Source organism: Peribacillus folii (assembly GCF_030271255.1).
GTDB lineage: Bacteria > Bacillota > Bacilli > Bacillales > DSM-1321 > Peribacillus.
Genome location: NZ_JASJOM010000010.1, coordinates 69,821 through 96,144 on the forward strand (window position 1 = coordinate 69,821; position 26,324 = coordinate 96,144).

Genomic DNA, 26,324 nt, shown 5'->3' on the forward strand with positions numbered 1-26,324 from the left:
CCCATATAAGACACAAAAAAATGCGTGCCGGACGGCACACATTCCTTACATCACCCTGTCGTATTTTCCTTGATTGAACTGCGGTATAAATCGTAGTAGAAACCTTTTTGCCCGAGCAGTTCATCATGGGATTCCTTTTCAATGATCCTGCCTTCATCAAGAACGAGGATCAAGTCACTTTGCTGAATCGTATTCAGGCGATGGGCAATGACAAAACACGTTCTTCCCTCCATCAAGCGCTGAAGTGCTTCCTGGATTTTAAGCTCGGTGATCGTATCTATACTGCTTGTCGCCTCATCCAGGATCAAGAGGACGGGATCGGCCAAAATGGCCCTGGCAATTGATAAAAGCTGGCGTTGTCCCTGACTGATCCCGCTGCCATCTTGTCTAAGGATGGTCTCGTATCCACGCGGAAGCTTCATGATGAAGGAATGGGCATTGGCAAGCTTGGCTGCCGCTTCCACCTCTCCATCTCCTGCCTCCAATCGGCCATAGCGAATATTTTCACGAATCGTACCTTGAAACAAAAAGGAATCCTGTAAAACGAACCCCATATGTTTACGGAGACTTGACCGTGTTACCTCCTGAATGTTCTGGCCATCGATCAAGATCCTGCCGCTGTTCGGCTCGTAAAACCTGGCCAAGAGGTTAATGATCGTCGTCTTCCCTGCCCCGGTAGGCCCTACAAGCGCGATGGTTTCTCCTTTTTCTGCATGAAAGCTGATATCATGAATCGTTTGTTCCTCTTCAGTATAGGAAAACGATACCCCTTCAAAATCCACCTCACCACTGACATGCCGAAGCTCTGTGGCCTGAATCTCATCCACTTCTTCTTCTTTCTCATCCAAAATGGCGAAAACCCGTTCCGCACCAGCAACTGCAGAAAGGAGTGTATTGAATTGATTCGCAAGATCATTGAGCGGACGGGTGAATTGCCTTGAATATTCGGTAAAGATAACAATCACACCAATGGTGACCGTCCCTATCCCGCTCAACGCCAAAAAACCACCGACAGCAGCTATTACCGTAAAACTTAAGTTGTTCAACAAATTCATCAGCTTTGGAATCAATCCCGAATATGATTGCGATAAAAATCCTGCCTTCTTCAGGTTTTCACTCCTGATGATAAAATCACGAATCACTTTATCTTCCTGTGAGAAGGCCTTTACGATCCGCTGGCCGGAAATCGTTTCTTCGATGAACCCATTCAATTCCCCCAGGTTTTTTTGCTGCTCTTTAAAAAGCTTCCCGGTGCGGTTCGTTATCCATCTCAAGCCAAAAAACATGAGCGGAACGATGATCAAGGTCAGTAAAGTCAACAATGGGCTCAAATAAAGCATGACCCCGATTGTCCCAACCAACGTCAGCAAACTGGAGAAAATCTGGATGACCGAGCTGTTTAAAGTGGAGCTTACATTCTCGATATCGTTCGTGACCCGACTCATCAATTCCCCATGCTGGCGCCTATCAAAGAATGGAATGGACAACTGGTGAAGCTTTTTGAATAATTGATTGCGCATGGCATAGACCGTATCCTGCGCAATGCCGATCATCCAATAATTCTGCAGCCACATCGAGAGGGAATAGAATAGGTAAACGCCAAGCAGCCCGACGAGGAGGCTGATTAGCCCGGCACTATCCTTCGTGACAATATAATCATCGATGGCCCTTCCGACCAGAAAGGGGCCAAGCAAGCCAAGCACCGAGCTTGCCAGTACCATGAACAGGACGCAAAACAAAAGCCCTTTATTCGTTGCCAAGTACGGAATGATCCTTCTTATCGTACTCCATGAGTTAAGTGGCTTTGCCTTTGATTTATCGGGAGATATTCTTCGGCTCAATCGATATCCCCTCCTCCCCATACTGTGAGTGAACGATTTTGCGATAAAGCTCACTCGTTTGGATCAATTCTTCATGTTTCCCTTCAGCAAGCACTTCACCATTTTCCAGCAATAAGATTTTATCCGCTTCCATGGCTGTACTGATTTTCTGCGTAATGATGATCGTCGTGCATGTATAGGACTTTAAAGCACTGAGCAATTTGCTTTCCGTTTTCAAATCGAGCGCGCTTGTACTATCGTCAAGAAGGAGAATCTTCGGTTTGCGCACCAATGCCCTCGCAATCGACAGCCGCTGCTTTTGCCCCCCTGACAAATTCACTCCTTTTTGCCCTAAGAGCGTTTCATATTGCCTCGGAAGCTTCATTACGGTCTCATGGACCTGGGCATGCATGGCCGCTGCCTTGATTTCCTCATCCGTGGCCCCCTCTTTCCCCCAGGCAATGTTATTTTTTATCGTTCCAGAAAAAAGCAAGGCTTCCTGGGGTACGTAGCCGATCCTTTTCCGCAGTGAATCAAGAGGGATGTCCTTCACATCCAGTTCATCAATAAGGATGGAGCCGCCATCAGCCTCATATAATCTTGGAATCAGCTGAAACAAGGATGTTTTCCCAGAACCCGTCGCTCCCATGATGGCAAGCGAACCTCCGGGATCGATCGAGAAGTTCAAATGCTTCAACACGGCATGATCGGTACCTGGATAACGGAAAGAAACATCATGGAACCTGATGCCTCCGCCCTCGACTCCATCGGCACCGCCTTCCGTCCTGCCTTCGTCGCTATCAATCGGCGTCTCGAATATTTCCGTTACACGTTCGGCTGAAGCCTTTGCTCGGGAAATGACCGTGATCAACCAGGAAAAAACCGAAAGTGATGCGGCAATCCTTGTTGCATAGTTAACGATTGCCACGACTTCCCCTACCTTGATATTTCCTGTTTCGATAAATTCGCTTCCAAGCCAGAGAATGATCAGGATTGCCCCATTCATGACCAGCATCAGCACAGGCATGGTCGTTTCAATTAAACGAAGCGACTTCATCGTCTTTCTTTTCAGTTGGTCATTGGCCCCGTCAAACCGGCCAATCTCATGCTCCTTGCGTAGAAAGGCCTTGATCAAGCGCATACCTGTAAGATTTTCCCTCATGACATTATTGACATCATCAAGCTTTGTCTGAACGAGCTTAAACAGCTTTGCCGCCCTTTTCATGACCCACACAAGGAAGAAAACTAGAATCGGAATCGAAATCACCAAAACGAGCGAGAGCTTCAGATCGACCGTCATGGCCATGATCGCACCTCCGATTACGATCAACGGTGCTCTTGCCATGATCCGCAACCCCATAAAAACCGTATTTTGAAGCTGAGTCACATCATTCGTCATCCTTGTAATCAACGAAGAGGTCGGGATATTGTTCAGATTGGCAAAAGAGAACGCCTGTATTTTACCGAATAACGTTTTCCTCACATCATGACCGAAACTTTGACTTACATGTGATGCAGTAAAGGAATTAACGATTCCGCCCAAAAATGAAAAAATGGAAAGCCCGACCATGATGCTTCCCCATTTGATCACCACCGATAAATCTTTCTGTAAAATGCCATCATCGATGATTTTTGCAATGAATAGAGGTTGTAAAAGTTCAACGCCAAGCTCGACGATCATCAAGAATAAAGCAAGAACGATCAGGAGCCAGTATGGCTTAAGGAATGAGGACAGTTTTTTCATTTATGACACCCTTCGATTCTTCATATGTAGATAGCATTCTTTTATCTTCTCATTATACATTTTTATACAGATTTATTAAAAGATTTAACCTGATTTTAAAGATTGTTGAATCATTTGATTTTTTTTAATAAATACTATTGACAAAAAACAAGAAATAAGGCAAAATTCTAATTGATAATGATTTTCAATTTCATTATCGATCTCTGAAATTTGATAAACTTTTACGATATTCCCTTATCGTACCCTGTTGATATTGTACATAGCTACAATGTCGCCCCGGCTTTCTCTGTGCCTAGAAAAATTATATGCTCATTAGCGAATGCATGTCACTAGAATATTGCCCCCTCTTTATTCAAGTAATTTATTCACGTTGGAAGCATAAATTAGGCAGCCGGGGATTTTTTCTTTTTGAAAATGATAAACCATACATATATATTGAAGGAGAAGGATGAATATGAAACTGGAAGATATCATAAAAGGACGGCGCAGTATCAAGCGTTTCAAGGACATCCCTGTTCCATTGGATACCATCCGGACATTATTGGAAACGTCTACATGGGCTCCGAACCATAAAATGACCCAGCCTTGGCGCTTCATTGTCGTCCATGGCGAAAGTCGCCTAAAGCTTGCAGAAGCAACCCGCGCTTTCATGGCCGGCAAGGAAAAGGATCCCGAAAAGAAGAAAGAAGCTGGACAGCGTGGATTCAACAAGCTGAACGGTGTGCCGATGCTTGTCGCGGTGATCATGGAAGAAAACCCGAACCCGATGGTACGTGAAGAGGATTATGCAGCTACAAGTGCCTTGATCCAGAATTTCAGCCTGCTTGCCTGGGAACAGGGCATCGGGATGATATGGGAGACATACGGCATGATACATAGCAAGGAATTCCGTGAGGCTTTAGACGTGAAACCAGGCGAAAAAATAGTCGGCAGCCTGCACGTTGGCTATCCTGATATGATTCCTACACCAAGACCAAGGAAAGAAATTGATCAGCTGATGACTATCATGGACTAATATTAAACGAAGCCTCCAATTTTCAAGATCCTTTGATAAGGACACTTTGAAAATTGGAGGCTTCGTTTTTAGGTTCCAGTCTTCTATACTTGAGTTGCACATCTTTTCATGTCCCAAAACGGCGGAGTCTATTTATAACATGCCATATGGGACTTTTCCTGTTTATAATAATTCAGCCTTTCCGCAGTGACCCCGTATGAATTCAAACTCATGTCCATCTAAATCAATAATATCAATAGACTTCCTGCCTCGCTCCTCTCTCTCTACCTGTTAGGATAGTCACTTGTAAGCTTTTCAATTTCATATACATTTCATCACAGTCTTTTTCATCAATGGGGATACAACATGTTTATATAAAACTTCCTATATCCTTATTCTAAATTCAAGGCGAGCCGTAACCCATTAAAAGTAGGCTGTCAAAGTTCCCTTCATTAGCATTTCCGCTCCAAAAACAGCTTCGTAAAACTCGATGGATTTTTCCAGATTGGAGGTGGATAACTTACCCCTTCTAACTCGGGTTCATTATCCACATACGGGCAATGTCATGACCATAAAGAACAAGAGGAAACACTCAACCGCATGTTTAGCGGCTAAGTGTTCCCTCCCTTATAAAAGACGCTCCCTGAACTTTCATTCTCAAAAAAACTCGTGATACAATGCCTGGATGGCCGTCTCTTCACTGTGCTCTTTGACACCAAACATCATGCTTACTTCCGATGAGCCTTGGTTGATCATTTCGATATTGACCTTGGCATCCGCTAATGCTTTCGAGGCTCTTGCCGTCGTCCCGACATTATGCCGCATACCTTCGCCCACAACCATGATCAATGCCAGATTATGCTCCACGATCACTTCATCGGCTTGTAATTCTTGCTTGATTCGCGAAATGATTTTCTTCTCGGAATCCCCCTTCATCTGGTCCTGTCTGAGAATGAGTGTCACGTCGTCTATTCCCGATGGGATATGCTCATAGGCCACGCCATAATCTTCAAGGATATGCAGCAGCTTCCGGCCAAAGCCGACTTCGCGGTTCATTAAATATTTACTGACGTAAATACTGCAAAACCCCTTGTCACTTGCAATCCCGATAACCGGTCCATTCGTATTATCTCGGGTACTCACAATTCGGGTCCCTTGTGCCTCAGGATTGTTCGTATTTTGGATATGAACGGGTATTCCCGCCCTGAAAGCAGGTATGAGCGCCTCATCATGAAATACCGAAAAGCCAGCATAAGAAAGCTCTCGCATTTCGCGATAGGTTAATTCCCTGATTCCCTTCGGATTGGAAACGACATTTGGATTAACCGCAAAAACAGCATCGACATCGGTGAAATTTTCATACAAGTCGGCTTTGACGCCATTTGCAAGAATCGAACCCGTAATGTCAGATCCGCTTCTTGAAAACGTTAATACATCACCATCTAATGTATATCCGAAAAACCCCGGAAATACGACGATTCCCGGCTCATCATGGAGATCATATAACCGGTCATACGATTCTGGCAGCACCTTGGTAAATCCATCTTCATCCGATACGATTAAGCCGGCTCTCTTCGGGTTGATATACTGCGCCTCGATTCCGCGCCTTTGAAAATAAGCCGCAATCAGCTTCGCATTATTGTCCTCGCCACTGGCCTTTAAAGCATCCAAGTAACGCTTCGGGTTGGATTGATCTGCATGTAACAGTGCCTGAAGATCTTCGCGAATCCCAGCGATGACCTCCTCGGATATATCCAGCTCATTAGCGATATTCCCATATCGTGCGACCACCTCTTCAATTAAGGGCTCGCCATTATCCCCACGGAGTTGCTGCTTTGCAGCCTCGATCAATAAATCCGTCACCTTTGTATCATCGGAATTGCGTTTACCGGGAGCCGAAACGACGACAAACTTCCTCTCCGGGTCAGCTGCCACAATATCGAATACCTTCTTAATCTGTTCACCTGACGCAAGTGAACTTCCGCCAAACTTCGCAACCTTCATCTCGACATCCCCTATTATTATAAAAATTCTGTCAACATTAACTCTCCCTATTATTACGTTTTTCAACGAAACAATCAAGCATAAATCCATTATAGGAGGACATTTGTGTTTTTAAAAAGGACAAATCAACAACAAAACTGTACGATAACAGGTAAAGAAAAAAGCGAATATATAGGTTGTCTCCTTCTTTCATGAACCTCGCACCCTGCAGGAGTATCGTATGCCTTCCGTTCCCATTCCACTCTGCATATAATCATAAATTCGCGGACTGCGTTAGGGGGGTCAATACTATTCAAAAGGGTTTCGGAAGGAATGCCTTCGAAACCCTTTTGTCCACATTTTTCAACTTTTAACGATTATCAACAGTTTCAGGGTACAAGTCATGATTCATCAAGCGGTAATGCGACATTTCTTCATACTTCGTCCCCGGCTTCCCGTAGTTCGTATAAGGGTCGATGGAAATTCCGCCCCGGGGTGTGAATTTGCCCCAAACCTCAATATATTTCGGGTCCATCAATTGAATGAGGTCGTTCATGATGATATTCATACAATCTTCATGGAAATCACCGTGGTTACGGAATGAGAATAAGTACAATTTTAAAGACTTGCTCTCCACCATCTTCACGCTTGGAATATAGCTGATGTATATGGTTGCAAAGTCAGGCTGTCCGGTGATCGGGCATAGGCTGGTGAACTCCGGGCAATTGAATTTGACGAAATAGTCGCGGTTAGGGTGCTTGTTATCGAATGACTCAAGAATTTCTGGTGCATAGTCGAATGTATATTGGGTTCCTTGATTCCCAAGCAATGTAATATCCTTTAATTCCTCTTCTTTTCTTCCAGACATAAAAAATCCTCCTCTTCCACGCTTGTCGGGGGAGATTCATAAAAGGGGCCTCTATATAACAAAAACCATATCTTTAAAAAGATATGGTTGATTAGCGAAAAATATCAAAGCCATAGTTTTTTTAAGAGGGTGATGCTATGAACCTCTCCCATTATCGGGAAATATTTAAAATAGTTATAGTAAATATAGAAAAAAATATCCCGTCTGTCAATCAAACTCTTGTAAAATGAGTTTGATTCCTGCCTATATTCCGCTTAAAATGGAAATGAAGATATCCTACCTGAAGGAAGAGAGTATACAAATGTGGATTTTTGCAGCACTCATCACCAGCATATGTTTCGGTATCAATAACAGCATTTTCAAATGGAGCAGCGGAAAAGGGTACTCCAAGATACATATCCAATTTTTCTTTTATTTTACAGCCTTCATCATGGCATTATTGTATGGAGGAATCGTAGATGGTTTGACCACAAATTGGCTATCCATCATGCTTGGAGCTGCAATCGGAATCCTTAATGCTAACGGGAATATCCAGATGGGCAGTGCGTTTGAAAAGGGACCGGCAAGTTTGACTTCACCGTTGATTGCGGCGAATGCGATTTTCCCCATCCTTTGTGCTGCGATCATTTTTCATGAGCATATTTCTTCTTTGCAATGGAGCGGAATCGCCTGCATGCTCCTTGCTACACTTGTCATTCAATATACCCCTAACGCTAAGGGCAATCACCAATATTTGCCCTGGATGATGCATACATTATTTGCAATATTCTCATTTGGTGTGCTCGGGATCTTGATGACAACAACTACACGCCTGCATCTGAACTCCCTGGATATCCTGGTCTCGATGTATGGTGGCGGAACTCTTTATCTAATGGCGGCCTCGGGTATGAAGAAAGATAAACTCCAGTTGAGCGAAGTGAAAATCGGCTCTCTCGTAGGTTTATTAAGCATCATCGCTTATGTTTGCTATTTCTTCGCTTTAAATACCGGAATTGCCAGCATCATTTTTCCAGTGGTGAGCCTAAACTGTTTGATCGTGGTTTTTGCCGGTTGTTATTTATTCAAGGAGAAATTGAAATCCTATCAAATAGCAGGTGTTTTAGCTGCCTTGATCGGGATCATCTTAACTAAAATATAGAGAAACGGCCCTGCCAGTGCAGGGCCGTTCCTTTTTAACGAAGAAGGATTTCCTGAACAGCATTTTCACTTTTAATGACCTTACCCTCATAAAAATATTGACAATTTTCATAAAATATCAGATAATTATGAATATTAAGTTATGGAACCTCGTTACTTTCAAAATGTTTGAGAAATCGACTCCTCTGGGTATACAAGAAGCGTACACCCATCCCATCAGCCTAAATATCCAAGACAGGAAAGGAAAGATGAATCATGGTAAAAGTTACAGTGAAAGTTGATTATAAAGGGAAATCCTACCAAACGAATGTACTCACGGAACCTAATGCGAATCAGGCACAGATTTTACAAAAGGCCCTCGATCAGGTTCAGAAGCAATGGAGTGAATAATAAGAAGCAGGCATCGTTTTTAGATACCTGCTTTTTTTATTGCGTTTTAGGCTAAATTCCCCAACTTATCCGAGCGATAAATCATTGTTTTTTTATAGTGAAAAACAAATAAAATCCCCATACCCCTCTACTTATAAAACGCTTTCAAATGTAATATTATTCTAATGTAATTTTATTGAAATTTTACCAATTCACGAATGGTTTTTTTGAGAATAAATTTCAATTAAAAACAGCTTATAATTGAAAGAAGTTAATAAGCTATTATACTTCTTTTCTTATTATATATCCAACTAATAAGCTCATATCCTATTCTTTCACTATCTCTTCATGAACTTTTTGTGACATATGTCACTTTTGATTGTTTTTTTCCATATATGATACTAATATAGAGACGTCAGTTTGTGAACAATGTAACACTCACTCTGAATAACTTGTTATTTAGAATTTCCAATAAAGAAAGAAAGGGGTATCTATATGAAAATGAAATGGGCTTTATTAACTATAATTTTTTCCATCGCCACCGTACTAACTGGTTGCGACAACCCATTAGCTGTGCTTGATCCGAAGGGTCCTGTAGCAGCAAACCAAGCTAATGTGATCATGATTTCAATTTGGACGATGTTAATCATTGTCTTAGTCGTTGTCATTCTCTATGCAATTATGTTATTTAAATATCGCGCTTCCAAGACGAGCGATGACTATGTGCCACCTCACGTTGAAGGAAGTCACGTTCTCGAAGCGATCTGGACAATCATCCCGATCCTAATCGTCATATTCCTTTCAGTTGTCAGTGTTCGTTCGACAAATGAAGTCGAGGCTACACCAAAAGGATATGAAGATCAAGAACCATTAATCATTTATGCTGCATCTTCAAATTGGAAGTGGCATTTCAGTTATCCAGAAGAGGATATCGAAACAGTAAACTACTTGTTCATACCAACAAACCGACCAATCGAATTTAAACTTTATTCTTACGGACCAATCTCAAGCTTTTGGATTCCACAGCTAGGCGGACAAAAATATGCGATGAGTGACATGGTGAACACTTTGCACTTAGCAGCAGAAACGCCTGGTGAGTATATGGGAAGAAACGCCAACTTCAGTGGTGCAGGTTTTGCTGAGCATACTTTCAATGTTAAGGCAATGCCTGAAGAAGAATACACGAAATGGGTTGACGAAATTCACGGTACCGCTAAGAAATTGACGGAAAGTGAATTTGATAAACTATTGGAACCAGGTCACGTTGGACAATACACATTTAACGGAACGCACCTTGACTTCAGACCAGCTCCAGAGCATAATCACGGTGCTTCAGGCAAAGGTGAATCGGAACATTCTAATCACGAAGATTCAAAAAAAGCAGATGAAGCAGAAACAGAGCACCAACATTAAGTTAAAATCTCAAGCAGTTATTTAGATGAACTTTTCGAAAGGAGTCACAAAGAGTATGGATTACTTTGATAGATTTGCCGTACCACACAGCTCCCCTATGATTGTCGGTTCACAGATCGCAATCGCGGTTACAGTACTTGCAATACTAGTAGGCGTAACCTATTTTAAAAAGTGGGGCTACCTTTGGCGCGAGTGGTTCACAACAGTTGACCATAAACGTATTGGTATCATGTACATTCTTGCTGCACTACTTATGCTTTTCCGTGGTGGAGCCGACGCAATATTGATGCGTGCTCAAACAGCAATACCTGATAATGGATTGTTGGATGGACAGCATTACAATGAAATTTTCACAACACATGGGGTCGTTATGATCCTGTTCATGGCCATGCCATTCATCATCGGTTTAATGAATATCGTCACTCCTCTGCAAATTGGGGCACGTGACGTAGCTTTCCCTCGTTTGAACGCAGTTTCTTTCTGGTTGTTCTTCTGGGGTGCCATGTTATTCAACATCTCGTTCGTAGTCGGTGGTTCACCTGATGCAGGTTGGACAGCTTACTTCCCGTTAGCGAGTGTGGAATTCAGTGAATCCGTTGGGATGAACTATTACGCGATCGCGATTCAGATCGCAGGTATCGGTACATTGATGACTGGTATCAACTTTATCGTAACAATTTTGAAAATGAGAGCACCTGGTATGACATTGATGAAAATGCCGATGTTCACATGGTCAATCCTTATTACGAACCTTATCATCGTCTTCGCTTTCCCTGTATTGACAGTGGCATTGGCGTTAATGACAATGGACCGTCTGTTTGGAACTAACTTCTTTACAATGGCTAACGGCGGATCGGATATGCTCTGGGCCAACTTGTTCTGGATTTGGGGACACCCTGAGGTTTATATCGTTATCTTGCCTGCCTTCGGTATTTACAGTGAGATCATTTCTACTTTTGCACGTCGTAACCTTTATGGTTATAAATCAATGGTTGTCTCTATGGTTGCCATTTCCGTTCTATCATTCGTTGTATGGGCTCACCATTTCTTCACGATGGGTCACGGTGCAATGGTTAACGGTATCTTCTCGATTACAACGATGGCGATTGCCGTTCCGACGGGAATCAAGATCTTTAACTGGTTATTCACGCTTTGGAAAGGGAAAATCGAATTCACCGTTCCAATGCTTTACTCTTTAGCTTTCATTCCGATCTTCACGATCGGTGGGGTAACGGGCGTCATGCTTGCAATGGCAAGTGCCGATTACCAATATCACAACACCATGTTCTTGGTGGCGCATTTCCACTACGTATTGATTCCGGGTACAGTGTTTGCCGTACTTGCTGGGTTTACGTACTGGTGGCCAAAAATCTTCAACTTCCAATTGAGCGAAAGAATTGGGAAATGGGCTTTCTGGTTCATCGTAGTCGGATTTAACGTAACGTTCTTCCCAATGTTCATCACAGGTTTGGATGGTCAAGCACGTCGTATGTACACATATTCAGAAGCGACAGGATATGGTCCATTGAACCTGCTTTCATTCGTCGGTGCACTTGGATTATTGATTGGTTTCGCATTCCTTGTGTACAACATATACTGGAGCACTCGTTATGCACCAAGAAATGTTACAAGCGATCCGTGGAATGCACGTTCATTGGAATGGGCTACTCACAGTCCAGTTCCTGAATACAACTTCGCTATCGTACCTGAAGTTGATTCTTCACAAGCATTCTGGGATTCAAAAAATAATGGTCCAGCATTGTTCAAAGGCAAGTACAAAGAAATTCATATGCCAAATAACAGCGGCGTTCCGTTCGTACTGGGCATCATCTTCTTCGTATGGGGATTTGCCATGGTATTCAGCATGTGGATCTTCGCAATCATTTCGACACTTGGAATCTTTGCTTGCATGGCCCATCGTTCATTTGAAAAAGATCACGGTCATCATATCTCCGTTGAAGAGATAGAAGAAACAGAAAAAAAATTGCGAGGTGCTAACGCATGAAAATAGATAACTCGCTGCCACTTGAATATAGTACAGAAGAAAACCGATTAAAGATTTTAGGTTTCTGGATTTTCCTTGGAGCTGAAATCGCGCTTTTCGCAACACTGTTTGCAACATACTTCACACTGGTTAACAGGACCGGAAACGGACCTATTGGTGCAGATATATTTGAGGTTACGCCAGTTCTGATTGAAACGATCCTGCTATTGACTAGTAGTTTCACCATCGGCCTTGGAATTAATGCAATGCGCCATGGCAGCAAGAATGCAATGATGGTTTTCTTCATCATCACTCTTGCACTTGGAGCAGGTTTCCTTGGCACTGAGATCTTTGAGTTCAAGCACTATGTTCATATCGGTGCAGGGCTGCAAGTAAGTGCGTTCACGTCCATCTTGTTAACCTTGCTTGGAACGCATGGCGCTCACGTAACGCTCGGTTTATTCTGGGGACTCTTCATCGTACTTCAAGTCAAGAAGCGCGGTTTGACACCGGAAACGACGAACAAAGCGTTCATCTACTCCCTATACTGGCATTTCCTAGACGTTGTTTGGATTTTCATCTTCAGCTTCGTCTACCTGAAAGGAATGATGTAATATGAATATGAAACAGCTATTCCCACGCGGACATGTTATGGGATTCATATTCTCCATGGTTCTTACAGCCGTTGCTCTTGGTGTAGTTGTATATGACCTTTCTTTCAAAACGGGTATGATCGTCCTTCTAGTGACTGCATTCATGCAAGCCGGCGTTCAGCTGGTCATGTTCATGCATGCTGGTGAATCCGAGGATAAGAAAGCCATCTACACAAACGTCTATTACGCTCTATTCATTGCTTTGGTTACCATATTCGGTACACTGCTTACAATGATTTGGGGCTACCAATAATAGCTTAAAAAGAAGGGTGTCATATTGACACCCTTCTTCTTTTTGTTTTCGCTTTTGTTTTCATTTTGATGATCTTGGTCGTCTCCGGTTCAACTCTTTCACCCTTATGTGTATTCATCACCATTTCTTCTGTCAGGACAAAAAATATACCAACTAGAAAAATGGCGGCTGCGCTTAGTGTGATGGCCATACCTACAGCGGTTAGTATATAGTCCTTATTGTAATCGCTTACAAAAAAACTTAAACAAAAAATGAATATTCCGATTACACAACCTGTGCCCGATACCCATCTCACTGCATCCAACATCTTCTGATTAGCTTCCATGATTTCATCCCCTTTCTTTCTATTTTATGATAATTCACAAATTTGTCAAATCTTTTCTATTTTTCAACATATAAACAGTAGAAATTCTTGACAAATAGACTAAGCCATCACTTGACTTTAGGCATTCATGACTAGATGGAAATATTAGCAAAACAGGATAAATACACTATTAGTTTTTCCCTCTATATCCCTTTTCTATACACTACCTATCATGAGGCCTGAACTATTAAAAATGGGCATCCCTGAATGGTTCTGCAGGAATCCTCCAAATTTAGATAAGCTAGAAGATAGGTTTGTGGCCACAGTTGCCGGAGAGGCTCCGGATTGCCATTCCAAAGCTATGCTGCAGCGTACTAAAAACATCCTTGTATGAAAGATGGTTTCTTATTTTATATATGAGGATGTTTAGCTCTTTACCTTGGCTGCCCATAGAACTATTAAAGTGCTAAGCAATAATGAAAGATTTCCAGATCCCTTTGCCTATAAACTAAAGGCCCCCTGAATTGATTTGATCATCAGGGGGCCTCCTCTCTGCCTATGATTTTTGCAATGTGATCGTTACCGTTTTTTCTTCTTGGCCCCGATATACCTTAACCTTCACTTTATCGCCGATTTTTTTATCTGTGTATAAGTACTTCCTTAATTGTGCAGCCGTACTGATTTTCGTTCCGTCAAGTTCCATGATGATATCCTGTTGCTTAAGGCCGCCCTTATCAGCAGCCGATCCAGCTTCTATACTCGTGATCATAACACCTGTTTTTGCAGCCTCAGGTACATCTTGAAGGTAATACTGCGGCAGTTCTTCAATACTGGCCAAGCTGACACCCAAGTATGGGCGGGTGATTTTTCCTTTTTCAATCAGTTCGGTAACGATCGGGATCACATCATTGCTTGGTATCGCAAAGCCTAACCCTTCGACGCCACTTTCCGATATCTTCAAACTGTTAATCCCGATAACTTCGCCAGCCGTGTTGATTAATGCCCCGCCGCTGTTCCCTGGATTAATTGCGGCATCCGTTTGGATGACATCCAGCGTCCAAGCCCCTTCCGATGTATCGACTGAAATGGAGCGTCCCGTCGCACTGACGATTCCTTGTGTAACCGAACGTGAAAAATCAAGTCCAAGCGGATTTCCGATGGCCAGTACCTCCTCACCCGGGCGCATATCATCCGAGTTTCCAAACTTAATTCCATCCGGAGCCTTTGAAGCATCGATTGTCAAAACCGCTAAATCTGTCAATGCATCGGCCCCAACAACGGCAGCTGTTGCCTTTTTTCCGTCATATAAGGAAATTTCGACTTCCTTGGCGCCCTCAATGACATGATTATTCGTGATGATATAGGCTTTTCCATTGTCTTTTTTATAAATGACCCCCGATCCGGTCCCGGTCTCTACCTTTTCACTTTCCGTGCTTTGCTGCTGGAACGGATTTTGATTTTGTGTTTCCTGTAGATTCACGACCCCGACAATCGATTTTGATGCAGCCTCTACCATATTTGCCCGATCTCTTGAATCGGTGCCTGCCGACAGCTTTTGCGTCGTGACACCTCCATCCGGTTGCGTAACACTTGCCGTCTGAGCTGAACCAGCCACAGGATTTTTTTCTTGATCTATGAAATCACCGCCAAATAAAAATACAGAAGATGTAACCATGGAAGCAACCGTACCGGAGACAAGACTAGTCATCCAAAGTGATTTCCCCTTTTTTCGTTCTTCCTTCACCCGGACTTGTTCATTGCCATTATAATTCTCCATCTTAATCCCTCCTAGGATTTCCTTTGATGGATACTATATTAAACGGGGATTATTAAAAAATTCTTAAGAAATCAATCCTTTTCCAAAAAACTTGTAATTCTTTAGCTTTATATATCGAAGTGTGCAATATAAATGGCTGCACCCTGTCCCCTGCTCCCGGCTTCTTACATGACTTCAAAAACCGCTTTCGTCTCCGCATTCACACCATACCAGCCCCATGTCGCCCTGTGACCGCTCCCCTTGCTTTTGTGGTCAGCTTCGTAAACCTGGAATATATAATTGCCCTTTTTATCCTCACGAGCATATTTGATTTGTAAATGCGGGAATTTATTCATGTCCACGTATGCTCTTACAAGCTTTTCTGCCTCATTTTCACTCAGCGCTTTGTCATTCGCTGGTCCAGCCTGCTTCTCCGAACTGGATTTTAACGAGCCCGTATTCGAATCATCATCAGTTCCATCACCTGGTTCAATGTTGTCGGATTGAGATACGGAAATCATCTCCTTTGCCTTTGAAACCAGGAACTTCCCCTCGCCGGATTTTGCTTTGTAGGAGGATGCAGCATTAAATTCAACTTGGGCCGACTTAAAAACCTGGTCTTCATAATTCTTCATTCCGTCTGCAAGAAAGCCGGAAAGATCCATCAACTCTTTTGCTTTCGTCGTTTTCGCTTCTTTATAGGCTAATTCAAATGCCTCGTGGGCTTCTAAATAATTTTCCTCATGTAACTGACTTTTCCCCAAATCCATATTCGAATTGAAATTCCTTGTTACGCAGCCTGAAGCAATCAAGGTCATCCAGACAATGATCACGAAGGATTTCTTCATCGTCTCACTCCTCATTTTTCCAATCTATATATCCAGTTTAAACGAATTTGCATGGATACGATTTTTTATTTTTTTGGAAATGTTCTCTTTTATGATTACTTTTTACAAATAGTGGTACATCATAGGTAAACGCTTGAAAGGATGTTGAGTAAAAATGACACATGAAAAACAGACCTATCACGTCGATTTGGTCAGCGGTGATGTACTGGGACAGAAACTTGAAGAAAACCCAAGCTTCACGATACACGCAACGGATGAGGAATTGGCGGAATTGAAACAATGCTTGGAAGAGCACCACAAAGATGATATGGAGTCATATGCCCGCTCACATGTACCTTATCTCCTCTATCATCATGACCGGGCCAATGATAAATACGACGCAGCCATGAAAAAGCTTTATGCCATCATTTATCGATTGGGCGATGAAAATGCCCGTAATCATATCAAGGAAATCGGCATATTGGAGGATAATAAGTTTGAGGGCAATCAGGAAGTGCAGAATTTCAAATAATACCATCGACAGAGCCTAAAAAACACTCATGTCAAACAGTGCCATTTCTTTGATGGCATCAAAGCTGTACGTAGCATTTCATGCGACAATAAAAATCAGCCCCCCTGCTCCGGATGGCAAGGGGGCTGATTTTTATTCAATGATTTTGTTTGTAGTAGGTGATTGCAAGCGCAAGGGCCAGCACGGTTCCTTTGACGATATCCATCGCATAATAAGGCACAGACATCATGATGAGCCCATTTTGCAGGATTCCGATCAGTACGGCTCCAATGAAGGTTCCGAAGGCATTCGGTTTACCGGCCCCCAAGACGGAGGACCCTATGAAGGCAGCTGCAACGGCATCCATTAAATAAGGTGATCCTGAATTGATTTCAGCCGTCATGACCCTTGAAGCAAGAACAATCCCCCCTATGGCGGCAAATAAAGCGGAAAGGAGATAGGCCAGCACCTTGTACTTATTGACCGCTATCCCGGAAAGCCTCGCTGCCTCCTTATTTCCCCCGATTATGTACATATAACGACCGTGCTTCGTATACGTCAAAAAAACATGCGTCGCCACAACTATGAAGGCCATGATCAAGATAATCCATGGGACTTGGCCCACTTTGGAAAAAAGCGGGCTGATCAGGCCAGTCGCGAAATTCCCATCTGGCATGACCATATTTTGCGAGATCGTCGCCCCTTTTGTATAGGTAAGGGCGATGCCTTGAATAATGAACATCGTCGCCAACGTCATCAGCATGTCAGGGATCCTCAATTTAACGATCATGAAAGAATTCAGGGCACCTACGGCAAGTGAGGCCCCGATTGCAGCCAATATGGCAATCAAGGTATCCTGTGAAAACCAGACAAACATGGATATGACGATGGCATTGGCCAATGAAGCGACAGAACCCACGGAAAGGTCAAATCCATCCACCGTTAAAGATATCGTTATACCGATCGCAATGATCGTCACGATTGATATCGAACGCAGGATATTGATCAGATTGTTGGTTTGAATGAAAGATGGATTGGATGCAGCAAAGATACCAATTAAAAGGATAATCGTCATTATCGTACCGTATTTATAAAAAAATCCGAACACATCCACCTTTCGTTTTTTTCGTATTTCTGTAACAGGAATAGTTGTACTCATCTTAGTTTCCTCCTGTTGAATAGAATAATAGTTCTTCTTCATTGGTTTTGTTTGTTTGTAGTTCAATGACCGTTGCTCCATCGTATAACACATATGTCCGATTGGTAATGCCAATGATTTCGGACAGCTCCGAGGATGCGTAAATGACCGCCTTCCCATTCCTGGCCAGCTTCGCGATCAATTCGAATATATCCTTTTTGGCGCCAACATCTACACCTTTTGTCGGTTCATCGAATATGTAAACATCCGCATCGGCTATAAGCCACTTCCCGATTGCGACCTTCTGCTGATTGCCACCCGAAAGGTTCTCGACCATTGCATCTCCCGATGAAGTCCTGATGCCCAGAATCGCGATCATCTCCCTCGCTTTTTCCTTTTCCGCCTTGCGATCAACGAAGCTAAAGGCATTCGAGAATGTGCCGATGCTGGCTGCAGTCAAGTTAGCCGTAACCGATTCCTGAACGAGGACCCCTTCTTTCCGGCGTTCCTCCGGCACAAGTGCCAAACCGTTTTTTACGGCATCATGCGGAGTTTTCATGGTAAGTCTCCTGCCATTAAGAATCACTTCGCCAGTAATAATCGGAGTATGTCCAAACAGGACTTTACACAGCTCCGTTTTCCCGGCACCGACCAAGCCTGCTAAGCCGATTATCTCCCCAGCCTTCAAATGCAGGCTGACCTGCTTAATCTTCCCTGCATCTGATACCCGCTTCACTTCCAATACGACGCCGCCAATTGCTGCATTCACCTCCGGGAATTGTTCATCCAACGTTTTCCCCAGCATGAGTTCAACCACTTCATTCTGGGTGACGTCGACCATCGCCCGACAAGTGACTCGCTCGCCATTCCTCATGACCGTGATTTTTTCACAAATCTCAAAAATTTCCGGGAGACGATGGGAAATGAAAATGATTCCCACATCCTTTTGCTTTAACCCATTGACTATTCGAAAAAGTTCCTTCGTTTCTTTATGGCTTAAAGGGGCAGTCGGTTCATCGAGAATCAAGAATTTGCATTCAGTCGAAACGGCCCTTGCTATTAAAACCATCTGCTTCTGGGCTAAGGTCAGATCTTTGACCAATTTTTTCGAAGGCACATCAATTTTCATATCTTCAAGAATCCGAGTTGCCGCGCTGTGTAGCTCTTTCCATTTGACAAGCTGTCTCTTGCCCATGTTTTGGACCATTTCATTCATCATTACATTTTCTCCGACTGTTAAGTATGGGATGAGTGCGGTATCCACTTCCTGATACACGATTTGAATGCCTTGTTCCTGCGCTTCCTTTGGCGAACGGATTTCCTGCTTCAGCCCATCCAGACAAATGTCACCTGTATAATGAACATGTGCCCCAGATAAAACTTTCATTAACGTGGATTTCCCTGCTCCATTTGCACCTACCAATGCATGAGCAGTGCCTGAATGAACCGAAAAATCCACATCACTCAGCGCTTTTACGCCAGGAAATTCAATCGAAATGCCCTTCATTTCCAACCGTGTGCCCATGTCCATTCCCCCTACCTGAACAGACACCCCCCTTCATAGGAAAGAGAGTGCCCCTTTTTACTTTTTATAGTGATCTTTCAAGACTTTCATCCAATCTTCTTCAAATGCGCTGGATTCGCCCCATCCGTCGACGATTCCCGATAGATTTGTCATGTTCACCGCTTCTTTTGAAGCCTGGATTTGCTTTTGTGAAATAAGCGAAGCTTCTAAATCATAGGTTTGCGGCGTATCCTCGCCCGCTAATTTTTTTGCCAAGATCCTCATATTCACTGCACCGATCAACTTCGGGTCGACCGCTGCCGTATAGGACCATGAGCTATCAGCGGAGTGGATTTCCTGTAGATCAGCATTGGATACGTCAATTCCGTAAATCTTCACCTCATCGCGGCCAGCTTCTTTTATCGCACGGGCTGCCCCGATAGCGAAGGCATCCCATGTTGCGAAAATGGCATCCAATTTACCTTTAGGATATTTATTCAGCATTGCGGCTACTGCATTTTGTGTTTGAACCGAAGTATCGGCAGCTGCAACCCCGAATCTTTCGACTTCTTTTATACCAGGGTTTTCTTTTAATTTTTCCTGATAGACGGCATTTCTTCTCACCATTGGCGGGAAACCATCAACCCACAGATAGGCAATTGCCGCCTTACCCTTCTGTTCTTCTATCAACTTATCCAAAGCAAGCGTTGCCAGCGCTTCATCATCCTGTGAAGTTAATGTCACGCCGTCTATCTTGGATAAATCGCTTATGGAGTCGAAGGTGACCACGCTTTTTCCTGCATCAACCAATTTTTGAACATCATTGACCGTTGCTGCATCATCGCCATGGGAAATGACATAGCCATCATAATCCTGCTGCAAAGCTTGGGCTATTGCGTCATGGAATTTTGCCGTATCACCATTCGCTGTATATGTATCCACTTGGAACCCGAGATTTTCTCCTTCTTCCTTCGCTCCGGCGAGGTATTGAGCCGTATGATCATCTCCCCCTATTTTACGGATGACCTTGATTTTCGCTCCATTCCCATCTGCGAATCTTTCCGGTACATTTTCAAATGATACCTTTTCTTCTTTCTTCGGTGCTGTTGAACTTTGTCCTGAAGAGCAACCAGTTAAAAGCAGTGCAGAAGCGATAGCTGTAATGAATGCCGCTTTAATAGACTTTCTCATCTTTTTCCCCCATATTCTTTGATTATTCTTATCTGTCAAGTTGGTGTAAAACCTAAAATAAAAACCTCTCTAGTAATAGAGAGGTTTAATCAGCTGTTTTGCAGACTTGTCCCTCTCTTATCTGTCAAAACATTTCTGTTTTGCAGGATTTAGCACCAATTCCTAATGGAACGGTTGCTGGGCATCTTAGGGCCAGTCCCTCCGCCACTCTTGATAAGAGATATATTATGTTACGTTTTTCGTAATTACCACTTTATAGGGATATAATCGTAAAGTCAATAGATATTTGAATATTTGAAATGTTCTCCGTAACTATTTATTTTCTTTGAAGTTGGGCTAGACGCTTTTTCTCGATTTTTTCGAGTCTTTCCAGCTGGCGCAATTTCACTTCGAATAGAGTGATGGGATCACGGTAAACTTCAGGATTTTCCCTCATATGCTCCAATGCCGCTTGATAATCTTTAATTTCTGTCTGCGTTTGCTCGATCGTTTTTTGCAGTAAGGCAAATGAACTGCGATAGAAAAGCGCGATGTCCCGATCCAAGGACTTTTCAAACAAACCGAATTGGGTCAGGAAGCGTTCCGTGATCATCTCCGCTACATCCTGATAATCTTCGCCTTCCAAGTATTTCTTATAACGATTGTACAAATTGGCTTTATTTTGCGGGATTGCCCCAAATAGTTTTCCTGCACCTTTAAGCAGCAGCTGCGATGGTGTCCTGCGCAATAAAATATTGACGTTTTCGATGCGGATGCTGCTTGTCATCCGATCCGCATCACGGCGCCAGTCATCCAATACCCTGAAGTCCCCAGCAAGCATGATCCGTTCTTCTTTGTACAGTTCATTGAATCCCGAACTCATCTCATCCATAAACTGTTGGCTTTGTGAGAACTCCATTTGGGAGCTGGCAATCCAGTCTTGCAGCGAACGGTAATATTGCGGCATGATCTTATCGGATATGAAGGCTTGAATCCGATCATTCATTTCCTGATTCAATTCGATATGAACCTGGCTGAAATCACTGCTTTCCGTTAATGATTTAGAACAATCCCTCAATAATTCAGGAATCTTGGAAGAAAGCTGATTTTTCACTTCATCCTTAAGCAAACGATACGCCCTGATGATGTTTTCGCTTTTTTCTTTTTCCAAATCCGCCAGCTGGTTCACGGCACCATTCAGCTTGATTTCCATCTGTTCATTCCAAGAGATGGAATGCTCGCATTTCCGTTCGTTGGCTGCCCGTTTTTCTAAAAGATATGATAGTGTTTTGCGAATGAACGAAAGGATTTTTTCAGATCTTCTCTCGATCCAACTGCCATCTTGGTAATTCGATTGAAGGAATGCAGAAAGGTCCTTCAGCTGCTGCTTGTTATCGTATAGCTTGGAGAAGGCAAAAACTTTCGCATTAGGGAAATATGAATTCACCTTATCCCACGTTTCGTCCTCCATCCGCACTGCCACTTGATCGCTATAAATCGTATCCATCTTATTCAACAAGAAATGAATCGGCAGCTTCGGAGCCAGCTTTTGAATCTCCAACAACAGATCGCGTTCACTGCCGGTGAAGGGAGCACGGGCGTCAAGGACGAATAACAGACCATCACTGCCATGCAAATAGGCTTGGAAATCTGATTCCACGCTTTTTTCTCCATTGAATCCCGGTGTATCCAACAGGCGCAGGCGATTATTCTTCAGATAGTCACTAATGAGGGTAACATCGACGATCGTCCCGCGCTGACGGCGAGTTTCGTCCAAATCCGTCAGTTCCGCCACAGCTCTGCGCTCTGTGTCGGTGATTTCGAAGATTTCCAATTCATCGCCGTCTTTAACACTGACCAAGGACGAATGATCCTCGGCGGCAATACTTTCTCCGACAATGGATTGGATGAAGGATGTCTTACCGTTGCCTGCACTTCCCACAAGCAGTAGATTGAAGTTGCCCGTATCTTTAAGACCCTCGACCATCCACTTCAGCTTATTGCCGACTTTTAGATCATTATCTTCCGCCCACTGGATGATCGAACGGAAAAGTTTTTCACCCGCTTCGAGACCGCCTCCCAATTTAGGGGACTTCGCCAACAGACTTTCTGCATCCTGAATGACCAGCGCATTGATTGTATCTGGGAAAATTTCATTCCAGGACAACGCGGAGGCTGCTGCAAATAACGAAAGCTCCCCTTCTGCAATTTTCAGCCAGTTTTCCAGGAGCCTTGGCACGACCGGACTCAGGTCCTTAATTAAATGCGTTCCCTCCAAAAGACCTGCATAGGCATCCCGGTAAAGGACGGTAAGATCTTCCCACACGTCTCCTTGGCTTAATTCAATCGTATCTATCAAGTTATTAATCACTTTGAGCCAATCGAAATATGAATCGGTATATTTATAATTTTTCCAGAGGGCAACCGTTATCTTTTCGAAACGATTCTGGTCGAGCGCATATAGCGACCCCAGGACCGTTGAAAAATAATCAGGAGCCATCGATTGTACCACACCCTGCTGGATATAGGTTTTCAGCACATCAAACCAACTCATTGAATGCGTACGGATACTTTCGTCAGACGCCAGAACCACCGCACTATTCCAATCCTTTTGTTCTTCGAAGAAGGCGCGTGCGATTTCGGTGACATTCGGATAATCCGGATGGAACTCAACGGCTTCCTTCACGACTTTGGACGCCAGATCATTTCTCGATTCCACTATGTAAAGGGAAAACAATTGCAGAAGAACCTCGGTTTTCAAAACCGCTTCATCTGTATTTACAGATTTATAAATATCCTCTGCCGTTGAATACATTTCTAATTCAAAATAGGCATCAGCAATATTCTTCTTAGCCCACGCACCAAGCTCGCCTTCGATGTTTTCCCATTTAAAAATGGCTGCTTCATAATCATGATGCTGAAAATATACTTCTCCTTGCGCATATCGAATTGCGGTTAGATCCGCCCTTTCCTTTTTTTGTTCCACAAGGAACATTTCACCCAATGCTTGAATCGGATGCTTGGCTGCATCCTCAATCATCGTTTCATAATATTTTTTTTCGATAAGACGTTCGTCCATCTTTATTCCCCCGATATATTTCATATTTTCATTTAAAGGATGTTCACTCATTTTCCGAGCAAGCGCTCTCTGCTCTATACGTTCCTTTAGGTAAGAAAATTATTAGTAAAACCTTAAAATGTTATTTTAACAAAACAATATGGTAACAAGATGTCACCACTCTTACAATTTTAAAACAGAAGCGGATCGAATTGTAATGATTTTAATAAACCGTTACAGAGAAGGTATTTCCATATTCGTGAAAATATGTTTTATTCAGTTCTGATCCATGCCACATGGGAATATCCGAACCTTGAACCACTTAAAAACGAATAATAATTCTTGCGTGGAAAATGTAAAAAAGCAGCAACTTTTCGTCATGAAAGGTCACTGCTCTTTAATAAGCTCCGAACAGTCGTTGTCCCCTGACGAATAAGGATTATACCCCTGTGCGCTTACGTTGGTTATTCGGCTTTTTGGTCAACTGGCTTTTAAGCGGTTTCGTTTTCTTCACTACGCCGGTTTCCAGTTTATCTTTACTTGAACCTGCCTGCTTTTGAGCCAGTTTTTGTTTAACCGCATCTGCCAAGCTTAATTTTTTATTTTCAGACATCCTGTTATCTCCTTTAGTGTTCTGCCTCCATTATAATATAGTTGCTGTTATAAAGATAATAGGGAATTATTCCGGTTCCTATTATCCCTGAATAAAGGAACCTTCGCCAAAAGGCGACTGATTTCCTGCTCCTTTATGGCGAAATCTGATGAGGCTACCGCTTTATGGCATAATTTAATTGCGATAGTCATTGCTTTATTTTGGAAATATCTACTACCTTTTTGTTATGATGAGTGGAAAGGAGATGATAAGAAGTATGTCTAAGCAAACCCGTATTGGCAAAACAGATTTGTTCGTTAACCCGATTGGCCTTGGCACAAATGCCATTGGCGGGCACAACCTCTTTCCCAATTTAAGCGAGGACACTGGAAGGAATGTCTTAAGAACGGCATTGGAAGAGGGAATTAATTTTTGGGACACAGCCTTCATTTACGGTCCTGAACGATCGGAAGAAATTATAGGAGAAATCCTGAAAGAGTCGGGCCAACGTGAAAACGTAGTTCTTGCCACTAAAGGCGCACATAAATTCGTCGACGGCAAAGTCGTGCTCGATAATTCTCCCGCCTTCTTGAAAAGCGCCGTGGAATCGAGCTTGAAAAGACTGCAAACCGATTATATCGACTTATTCTATATCCATTTTCCTGATGAAGGCACACCGAAGGATGAAGCGGTAGGCGCCTTGAAGGAATTGAGGGATGAGGGGAAAATCAAGGCAATCGGCGTTTCCAACTTTTCATTCGAGCAATTAAAAGAAGCGAATAAAGACGGTTATGTCGATGTCCTCCAATCCGAATATAACTTATTCAAACGCGAGGCTGAATTAGACTTGCTGCCATATACAGCTGAAAACAACATCTCTTTCATTCCCTATTTCCCCCTTGCTTCCGGTCTGCTTGGCGGTAAATATAATCAAGAATCGAAATTCGAGGATGGGCGCGCCCAAAGCCCACTCTTCCAAGGACAGGAATTTGTCAGCAACCTGCAAAAAGTGGAAGAAGTCCGTACCATTGCCAGCAGGAAGAATGCTGATGTTGCCGACGTCGTCCTTGCTTGGTATTTGACCCGTCACTCGATCGACGTCCTCATTCCCGGAGCAAAGAAACCGGAACAGGTCACACGCAACTTAAAGGCCTTGGATGTCGAGCTAACCATGGATGAAATTGCCGAAATCAGCGCCATCTTCGCATGAACCTGCTTATTAACGGATAAGGAAAGGCTGTTCAGCACAAGCTGAGCAGCTTTTTCTCCATATAAAGCTATAACGGAAGAGGCTTACTAATGAAAACATCTACCACTACCTTATTTCTTGTCCTGGCCAATTTATTTTGGGCTGGCAATTATATTTTTGGCAAATACGTCGTATTGGAGCTGCCCCCAATCCAACTGACATTCATGCGGTGGCTGATTGCCCTTTTGTTATTATTTCCGCTAGCACAATGGATTGAAAAGCCGAGCTGGAGGAGTGTATGGCAGGCCTGGAAATTGCTATTAGCATTGGGATTGCTCGGTATCATCAGTTATAATTTTTTCCTTTATTGGGCACTGACCTAAACTTCGCCCATGAACGCTGCACTTGTCAATTCAATGAACCCTGCCTTAATCGCACTTGTGTCCGCCATGCTGTTAAAGGAGAAAATCACCTCCCATCATGCACTTGGACTAAGCATATCCTTATGTGGCGTTTTATTGGTGTTAACGAAGGGACACATCCTGGAGATCTTCAAGCTCAATTTTAATAAAGGAGACTTATTGATGCTCCTAGCGATTCTCGTTTGGACCTTTTATTCGATAATCGGCAAAAAACTGAAAAACATCCCGATCATTTCAGCCACTGCCGTCTCTGTTTTTCTCGCATTGATTCTCATAGCCCCCTTTGCCATTGGCTCTGGGTTGAATTTTCATTTAAGCGGTAGGGCCATTGAAGGTCTCATCTATATTGGAATTTTCCCATCCGTCTGCTCATTCATTTTCTGGAATATATCGCTTCTCCACATCAAGGCCAGCCAAGCTGGTATTTATCTCAACCTGATTGCCGTCTTTACTGCCATCCTGAGCCTCATGACAGGCAAACCAATCACAAGCGCCCAAGTCCTTGGCGGTCTTCTCGTCTTCATTGGTGTCTATTTGACAACCAAAAGGAAAACGCCAAATCGGCATGTCACGAAAACCATGTAATAAAATATCCGGAAATTCGCAACCCCCCTTGTCTATCGGGCATTGTTTAC

General features: G+C 43.2%; 22 protein-coding genes, 1 pseudogene and 2 riboswitches. Of the genes and pseudogenes, 11 read left to right on the forward strand and 12 right to left on the reverse strand.

Translation table 11 applies throughout. The features are described from left to right. Window positions 1–50 precede the first annotated feature (50 nt). Both QNI08_RS17045 and QNI08_RS17050 read right to left on the reverse strand, forming a co-directional pair. Complete coding sequence (locus QNI08_RS17045) at window positions 51–1,862, reverse strand: ABC transporter ATP-binding protein (RefSeq protein WP_483313791.1); 1,812 nt, start codon at window positions 1,860–1,862, stop codon at window positions 51–53. Further along, window positions 1,816–3,564 carry an ABC transporter ATP-binding protein gene (locus tag QNI08_RS17050; protein WP_285768599.1) on the reverse strand — a complete coding sequence of 583 codons (1,749 nt, stop codon included), beginning with the start codon at window positions 3,562–3,564 and terminating at the stop codon, window positions 1,816–1,818. Before QNI08_RS17050 ends, QNI08_RS17045 begins: the two co-directional genes overlap by 47 nt. Window positions 3,565–4,018: 454 nt before the next feature. Here QNI08_RS17050 and QNI08_RS17055 point away from each other — a divergent pair, with 454 nt between their 5' ends. Next, complete coding sequence (locus tag QNI08_RS17055) at window positions 4,019–4,579, forward strand: nitroreductase family protein (RefSeq protein WP_285768600.1); 561 nt, start codon at window positions 4,019–4,021, stop codon at window positions 4,577–4,579. Window positions 4,580–5,215: 636 nt separating this feature from the next. Here the strand turns inward: QNI08_RS17055 and QNI08_RS17060 are convergent. Both QNI08_RS17060 and queF read right to left on the reverse strand, forming a co-directional pair. Continuing rightward, a complete protein-coding gene (locus tag QNI08_RS17060; protein WP_285768601.1) occupies window positions 5,216–6,562 on the reverse strand; it encodes an aspartate kinase in 1,347 nt (448 codons plus the stop codon). A gap of 349 nt (window positions 6,563–6,911) precedes the next feature. After that, window positions 6,912–7,409 carry a preQ(1) synthase gene (gene queF / locus QNI08_RS17065; RefSeq protein ID WP_285768602.1) on the reverse strand — a complete coding sequence of 166 codons (498 nt, stop codon included), beginning with the start codon at window positions 7,407–7,409 and terminating at the stop codon, window positions 6,912–6,914. Between the two features lie 106 nt (window positions 7,410–7,515). Next, a riboswitch (PreQ1 riboswitch) is annotated at window positions 7,516–7,561 on the reverse strand. A gap of 149 nt (window positions 7,562–7,710) precedes the next feature. Here queF and QNI08_RS17070 point away from each other — a divergent pair. The 6 genes from QNI08_RS17070 (at window position 7,711) to qoxD (ending at window position 13,218) form a co-directional block, all read left to right on the forward strand. Next, on the forward strand, window positions 7,711–8,547 hold the full coding sequence (locus QNI08_RS17070) for a DMT family transporter (protein ID WP_285768603.1): 837 nt from the start codon (window positions 7,711–7,713) through the stop codon (window positions 8,545–8,547). A 254-nt stretch (window positions 8,548–8,801) separates the two neighbouring features. Next, window positions 8,802–8,936: a BA3454 family stress response protein gene (locus QNI08_RS17075; RefSeq protein ID WP_285768604.1), complete on the forward strand. Its 135-nt coding sequence runs from the start codon at window positions 8,802–8,804 to the stop codon at window positions 8,934–8,936. A 474-nt stretch (window positions 8,937–9,410) separates the two neighbouring features. Further along, a complete protein-coding gene (qoxA, locus tag QNI08_RS17080; protein WP_285768605.1) occupies window positions 9,411–10,328 on the forward strand; it encodes a cytochrome aa3 quinol oxidase subunit II in 918 nt (305 codons plus the stop codon). 55 nt (window positions 10,329–10,383) lie between these two features. Beyond that, window positions 10,384–12,333 carry a cytochrome aa3 quinol oxidase subunit I gene (gene qoxB, locus QNI08_RS17085; protein ID WP_285768606.1) on the forward strand — a complete coding sequence of 650 codons (1,950 nt, stop codon included), beginning with the start codon at window positions 10,384–10,386 and terminating at the stop codon, window positions 12,331–12,333. After that, window positions 12,330–12,926, forward strand: coding sequence for a cytochrome aa3 quinol oxidase subunit III (gene qoxC / locus QNI08_RS17090; protein ID WP_285768607.1), 597 nt, complete (start codon window positions 12,330–12,332; stop codon window positions 12,924–12,926). Before qoxB ends, qoxC begins: the two co-directional genes overlap by 4 nt. Window positions 12,927–12,933: 7 nt before the next feature. Continuing rightward, window positions 12,934–13,218, forward strand: coding sequence for a cytochrome aa3 quinol oxidase subunit IV (gene qoxD, locus QNI08_RS17095; RefSeq protein ID WP_285768691.1), 285 nt, complete (start codon window positions 12,934–12,936; stop codon window positions 13,216–13,218). A 19-nt stretch (window positions 13,219–13,237) separates the two neighbouring features. On the opposite strand, the gene QNI08_RS17100 is transcribed toward qoxD, so the two are convergent. The 3 genes from QNI08_RS17100 to QNI08_RS17110 form a co-directional block, all read right to left on the reverse strand. Next, window positions 13,238–13,543, reverse strand: a complete 306-nt coding sequence (locus QNI08_RS17100) for a hypothetical protein (protein WP_285768608.1) — start codon at window positions 13,541–13,543, stop codon at window positions 13,238–13,240. Between the two features lie 535 nt (window positions 13,544–14,078). Then, on the reverse strand, window positions 14,079–15,299 hold the full coding sequence (locus QNI08_RS17105; protein WP_285768609.1) for a S1C family serine protease: 1,221 nt from the start codon (window positions 15,297–15,299) through the stop codon (window positions 14,079–14,081). A 164-nt stretch (window positions 15,300–15,463) separates the two neighbouring features. After that, window positions 15,464–16,126: a hypothetical protein gene (locus tag QNI08_RS17110; RefSeq protein ID WP_285768610.1), complete on the reverse strand. Its 663-nt coding sequence runs from the start codon at window positions 16,124–16,126 to the stop codon at window positions 15,464–15,466. Between the two features lie 154 nt (window positions 16,127–16,280). On the opposite strand from QNI08_RS17110, the gene QNI08_RS17115 reads away from it, so the two are divergent. Next, window positions 16,281–16,637 (forward strand): hydrolase, encoded by a 357-nt coding sequence (locus QNI08_RS17115; protein WP_285768611.1) that lies wholly within the window; start codon window positions 16,281–16,283, stop codon window positions 16,635–16,637. Window positions 16,638–16,773: 136 nt separating this feature from the next. Here the strand turns inward: QNI08_RS17115 and QNI08_RS17120 are convergent, their stop codons facing one another. The 5 genes from QNI08_RS17120 to QNI08_RS17140 all read right to left on the reverse strand — a co-directional run bounded on the left by QNI08_RS17120 (window position 16,774) and on the right by QNI08_RS17140 (window position 24,099). Further along, window positions 16,774–17,775, reverse strand: coding sequence for an ABC transporter permease (locus tag QNI08_RS17120; RefSeq protein WP_285768612.1), 1,002 nt, complete (start codon window positions 17,773–17,775; stop codon window positions 16,774–16,776). Window position 17,776: 1 nt separating this feature from the next. Next, window positions 17,777–19,279, reverse strand: a complete 1,503-nt coding sequence (locus QNI08_RS17125) for a sugar ABC transporter ATP-binding protein (protein WP_285768613.1) — start codon at window positions 19,277–19,279, stop codon at window positions 17,777–17,779. A 57-nt stretch (window positions 19,280–19,336) separates the two neighbouring features. Continuing rightward, on the reverse strand, window positions 19,337–20,449 hold the full coding sequence (locus QNI08_RS17130) for a sugar ABC transporter substrate-binding protein (protein WP_285768614.1): 1,113 nt from the start codon (window positions 20,447–20,449) through the stop codon (window positions 19,337–19,339). A 114-nt stretch (window positions 20,450–20,563) separates the two neighbouring features. Continuing rightward, window positions 20,564–20,669: riboswitch (SAM riboswitch) on the reverse strand. 96 nt (window positions 20,670–20,765) lie between these two features. Further along, on the reverse strand, window positions 20,766–23,507 hold the full coding sequence (locus tag QNI08_RS17135; RefSeq protein WP_285768615.1) for a GTP-binding protein: 2,742 nt from the start codon (window positions 23,505–23,507) through the stop codon (window positions 20,766–20,768). Window positions 23,508–23,925: 418 nt separating this feature from the next. Then, on the reverse strand, window positions 23,926–24,099 hold the full coding sequence (locus QNI08_RS17140; RefSeq protein ID WP_285768616.1) for a hypothetical protein: 174 nt from the start codon (window positions 24,097–24,099) through the stop codon (window positions 23,926–23,928). Between the two features lie 256 nt (window positions 24,100–24,355). Between QNI08_RS17140 and QNI08_RS17145 the strand changes: the two genes are divergently transcribed. From QNI08_RS17145 to QNI08_RS22550, 3 genes and pseudogenes are all read left to right on the forward strand, one after another. After that, entirely contained in the window at window positions 24,356–25,288 is a 933-nt protein-coding gene (locus QNI08_RS17145; RefSeq protein ID WP_285768617.1) for an aldo/keto reductase, read from the forward strand. A gap of 89 nt (window positions 25,289–25,377) precedes the next feature. After that, window positions 25,378–25,782: pseudogene (locus QNI08_RS22545) on the forward strand (DMT family transporter); the annotation flags it as partial. 6 nt (window positions 25,783–25,788) lie between these two features. Then, the gene (locus QNI08_RS22550; protein ID WP_352231230.1) at window positions 25,789–26,274 is read left to right on the forward strand and encodes a DMT family transporter; all 486 of its coding nucleotides are present in this window, start codon (window positions 25,789–25,791) and stop codon (window positions 26,272–26,274) included. Window positions 26,275–26,324 lie beyond the last annotated feature (50 nt).

What these genes read in the sequence shown, in the direction of transcription:
- QNI08_RS17045 (WP_483313791.1), bottom strand. Translation starts at nt 1,862, where the DNA reads ATGGGGAGGAGGGGATATCGATTGAGCCGAAGAATATCTCCCGATAAA.
- QNI08_RS17050 (WP_285768599.1), bottom strand. Translation starts at nt 3,564, where the DNA reads ATGAAAAAACTGTCCTCATTCCTTAAGCCATACTGGCTCCTGATCGTT.
- QNI08_RS17055 (WP_285768600.1), top strand. Translation starts at nt 4,019, where the DNA reads ATGAAACTGGAAGATATCATAAAAGGACGGCGCAGTATCAAGCGTTTC.
- QNI08_RS17060 (WP_285768601.1), bottom strand. Translation starts at nt 6,562, where the DNA reads ATGAAGGTTGCGAAGTTTGGCGGAAGTTCACTTGCGTCAGGTGAACAG.
- queF (WP_285768602.1), bottom strand. Translation starts at nt 7,409, where the DNA reads ATGTCTGGAAGAAAAGAAGAGGAATTAAAGGATATTACATTGCTTGGG.
- QNI08_RS17070 (WP_285768603.1), top strand. Translation starts at nt 7,711, where the DNA reads ATGTGGATTTTTGCAGCACTCATCACCAGCATATGTTTCGGTATCAAT.
- QNI08_RS17075 (WP_285768604.1), top strand. Translation starts at nt 8,802, where the DNA reads ATGGTAAAAGTTACAGTGAAAGTTGATTATAAAGGGAAATCCTACCAA.
- qoxA (WP_285768605.1), top strand. Translation starts at nt 9,411, where the DNA reads ATGAAAATGAAATGGGCTTTATTAACTATAATTTTTTCCATCGCCACC.
- qoxB (WP_285768606.1), top strand. Translation starts at nt 10,384, where the DNA reads ATGGATTACTTTGATAGATTTGCCGTACCACACAGCTCCCCTATGATT.
- qoxC (WP_285768607.1), top strand. Translation starts at nt 12,330, where the DNA reads ATGAAAATAGATAACTCGCTGCCACTTGAATATAGTACAGAAGAAAAC.
- qoxD (WP_285768691.1), top strand. Translation starts at nt 12,934, where the DNA reads ATGAAACAGCTATTCCCACGCGGACATGTTATGGGATTCATATTCTCC.
- QNI08_RS17100 (WP_285768608.1), bottom strand. Translation starts at nt 13,543, where the DNA reads ATGGAAGCTAATCAGAAGATGTTGGATGCAGTGAGATGGGTATCGGGC.
- QNI08_RS17105 (WP_285768609.1), bottom strand. Translation starts at nt 15,299, where the DNA reads ATGGAGAATTATAATGGCAATGAACAAGTCCGGGTGAAGGAAGAACGA.
- QNI08_RS17110 (WP_285768610.1), bottom strand. Translation starts at nt 16,126, where the DNA reads ATGAAGAAATCCTTCGTGATCATTGTCTGGATGACCTTGATTGCTTCA.
- QNI08_RS17115 (WP_285768611.1), top strand. Translation starts at nt 16,281, where the DNA reads ATGACACATGAAAAACAGACCTATCACGTCGATTTGGTCAGCGGTGAT.
- QNI08_RS17120 (WP_285768612.1), bottom strand. Translation starts at nt 17,775, where the DNA reads ATGAGTACAACTATTCCTGTTACAGAAATACGAAAAAAACGAAAGGTG.
- QNI08_RS17125 (WP_285768613.1), bottom strand. Translation starts at nt 19,279, where the DNA reads ATGGGCACACGGTTGGAAATGAAGGGCATTTCGATTGAATTTCCTGGC.
- QNI08_RS17130 (WP_285768614.1), bottom strand. Translation starts at nt 20,449, where the DNA reads ATGAGAAAGTCTATTAAAGCGGCATTCATTACAGCTATCGCTTCTGCA.
- QNI08_RS17135 (WP_285768615.1), bottom strand. Translation starts at nt 23,507, where the DNA reads ATGGACGAACGTCTTATCGAAAAAAAATATTATGAAACGATGATTGAG.
- QNI08_RS17140 (WP_285768616.1), bottom strand. Translation starts at nt 24,099, where the DNA reads ATGTCTGAAAATAAAAAATTAAGCTTGGCAGATGCGGTTAAACAAAAA.
- QNI08_RS17145 (WP_285768617.1), top strand. Translation starts at nt 24,356, where the DNA reads ATGTCTAAGCAAACCCGTATTGGCAAAACAGATTTGTTCGTTAACCCG.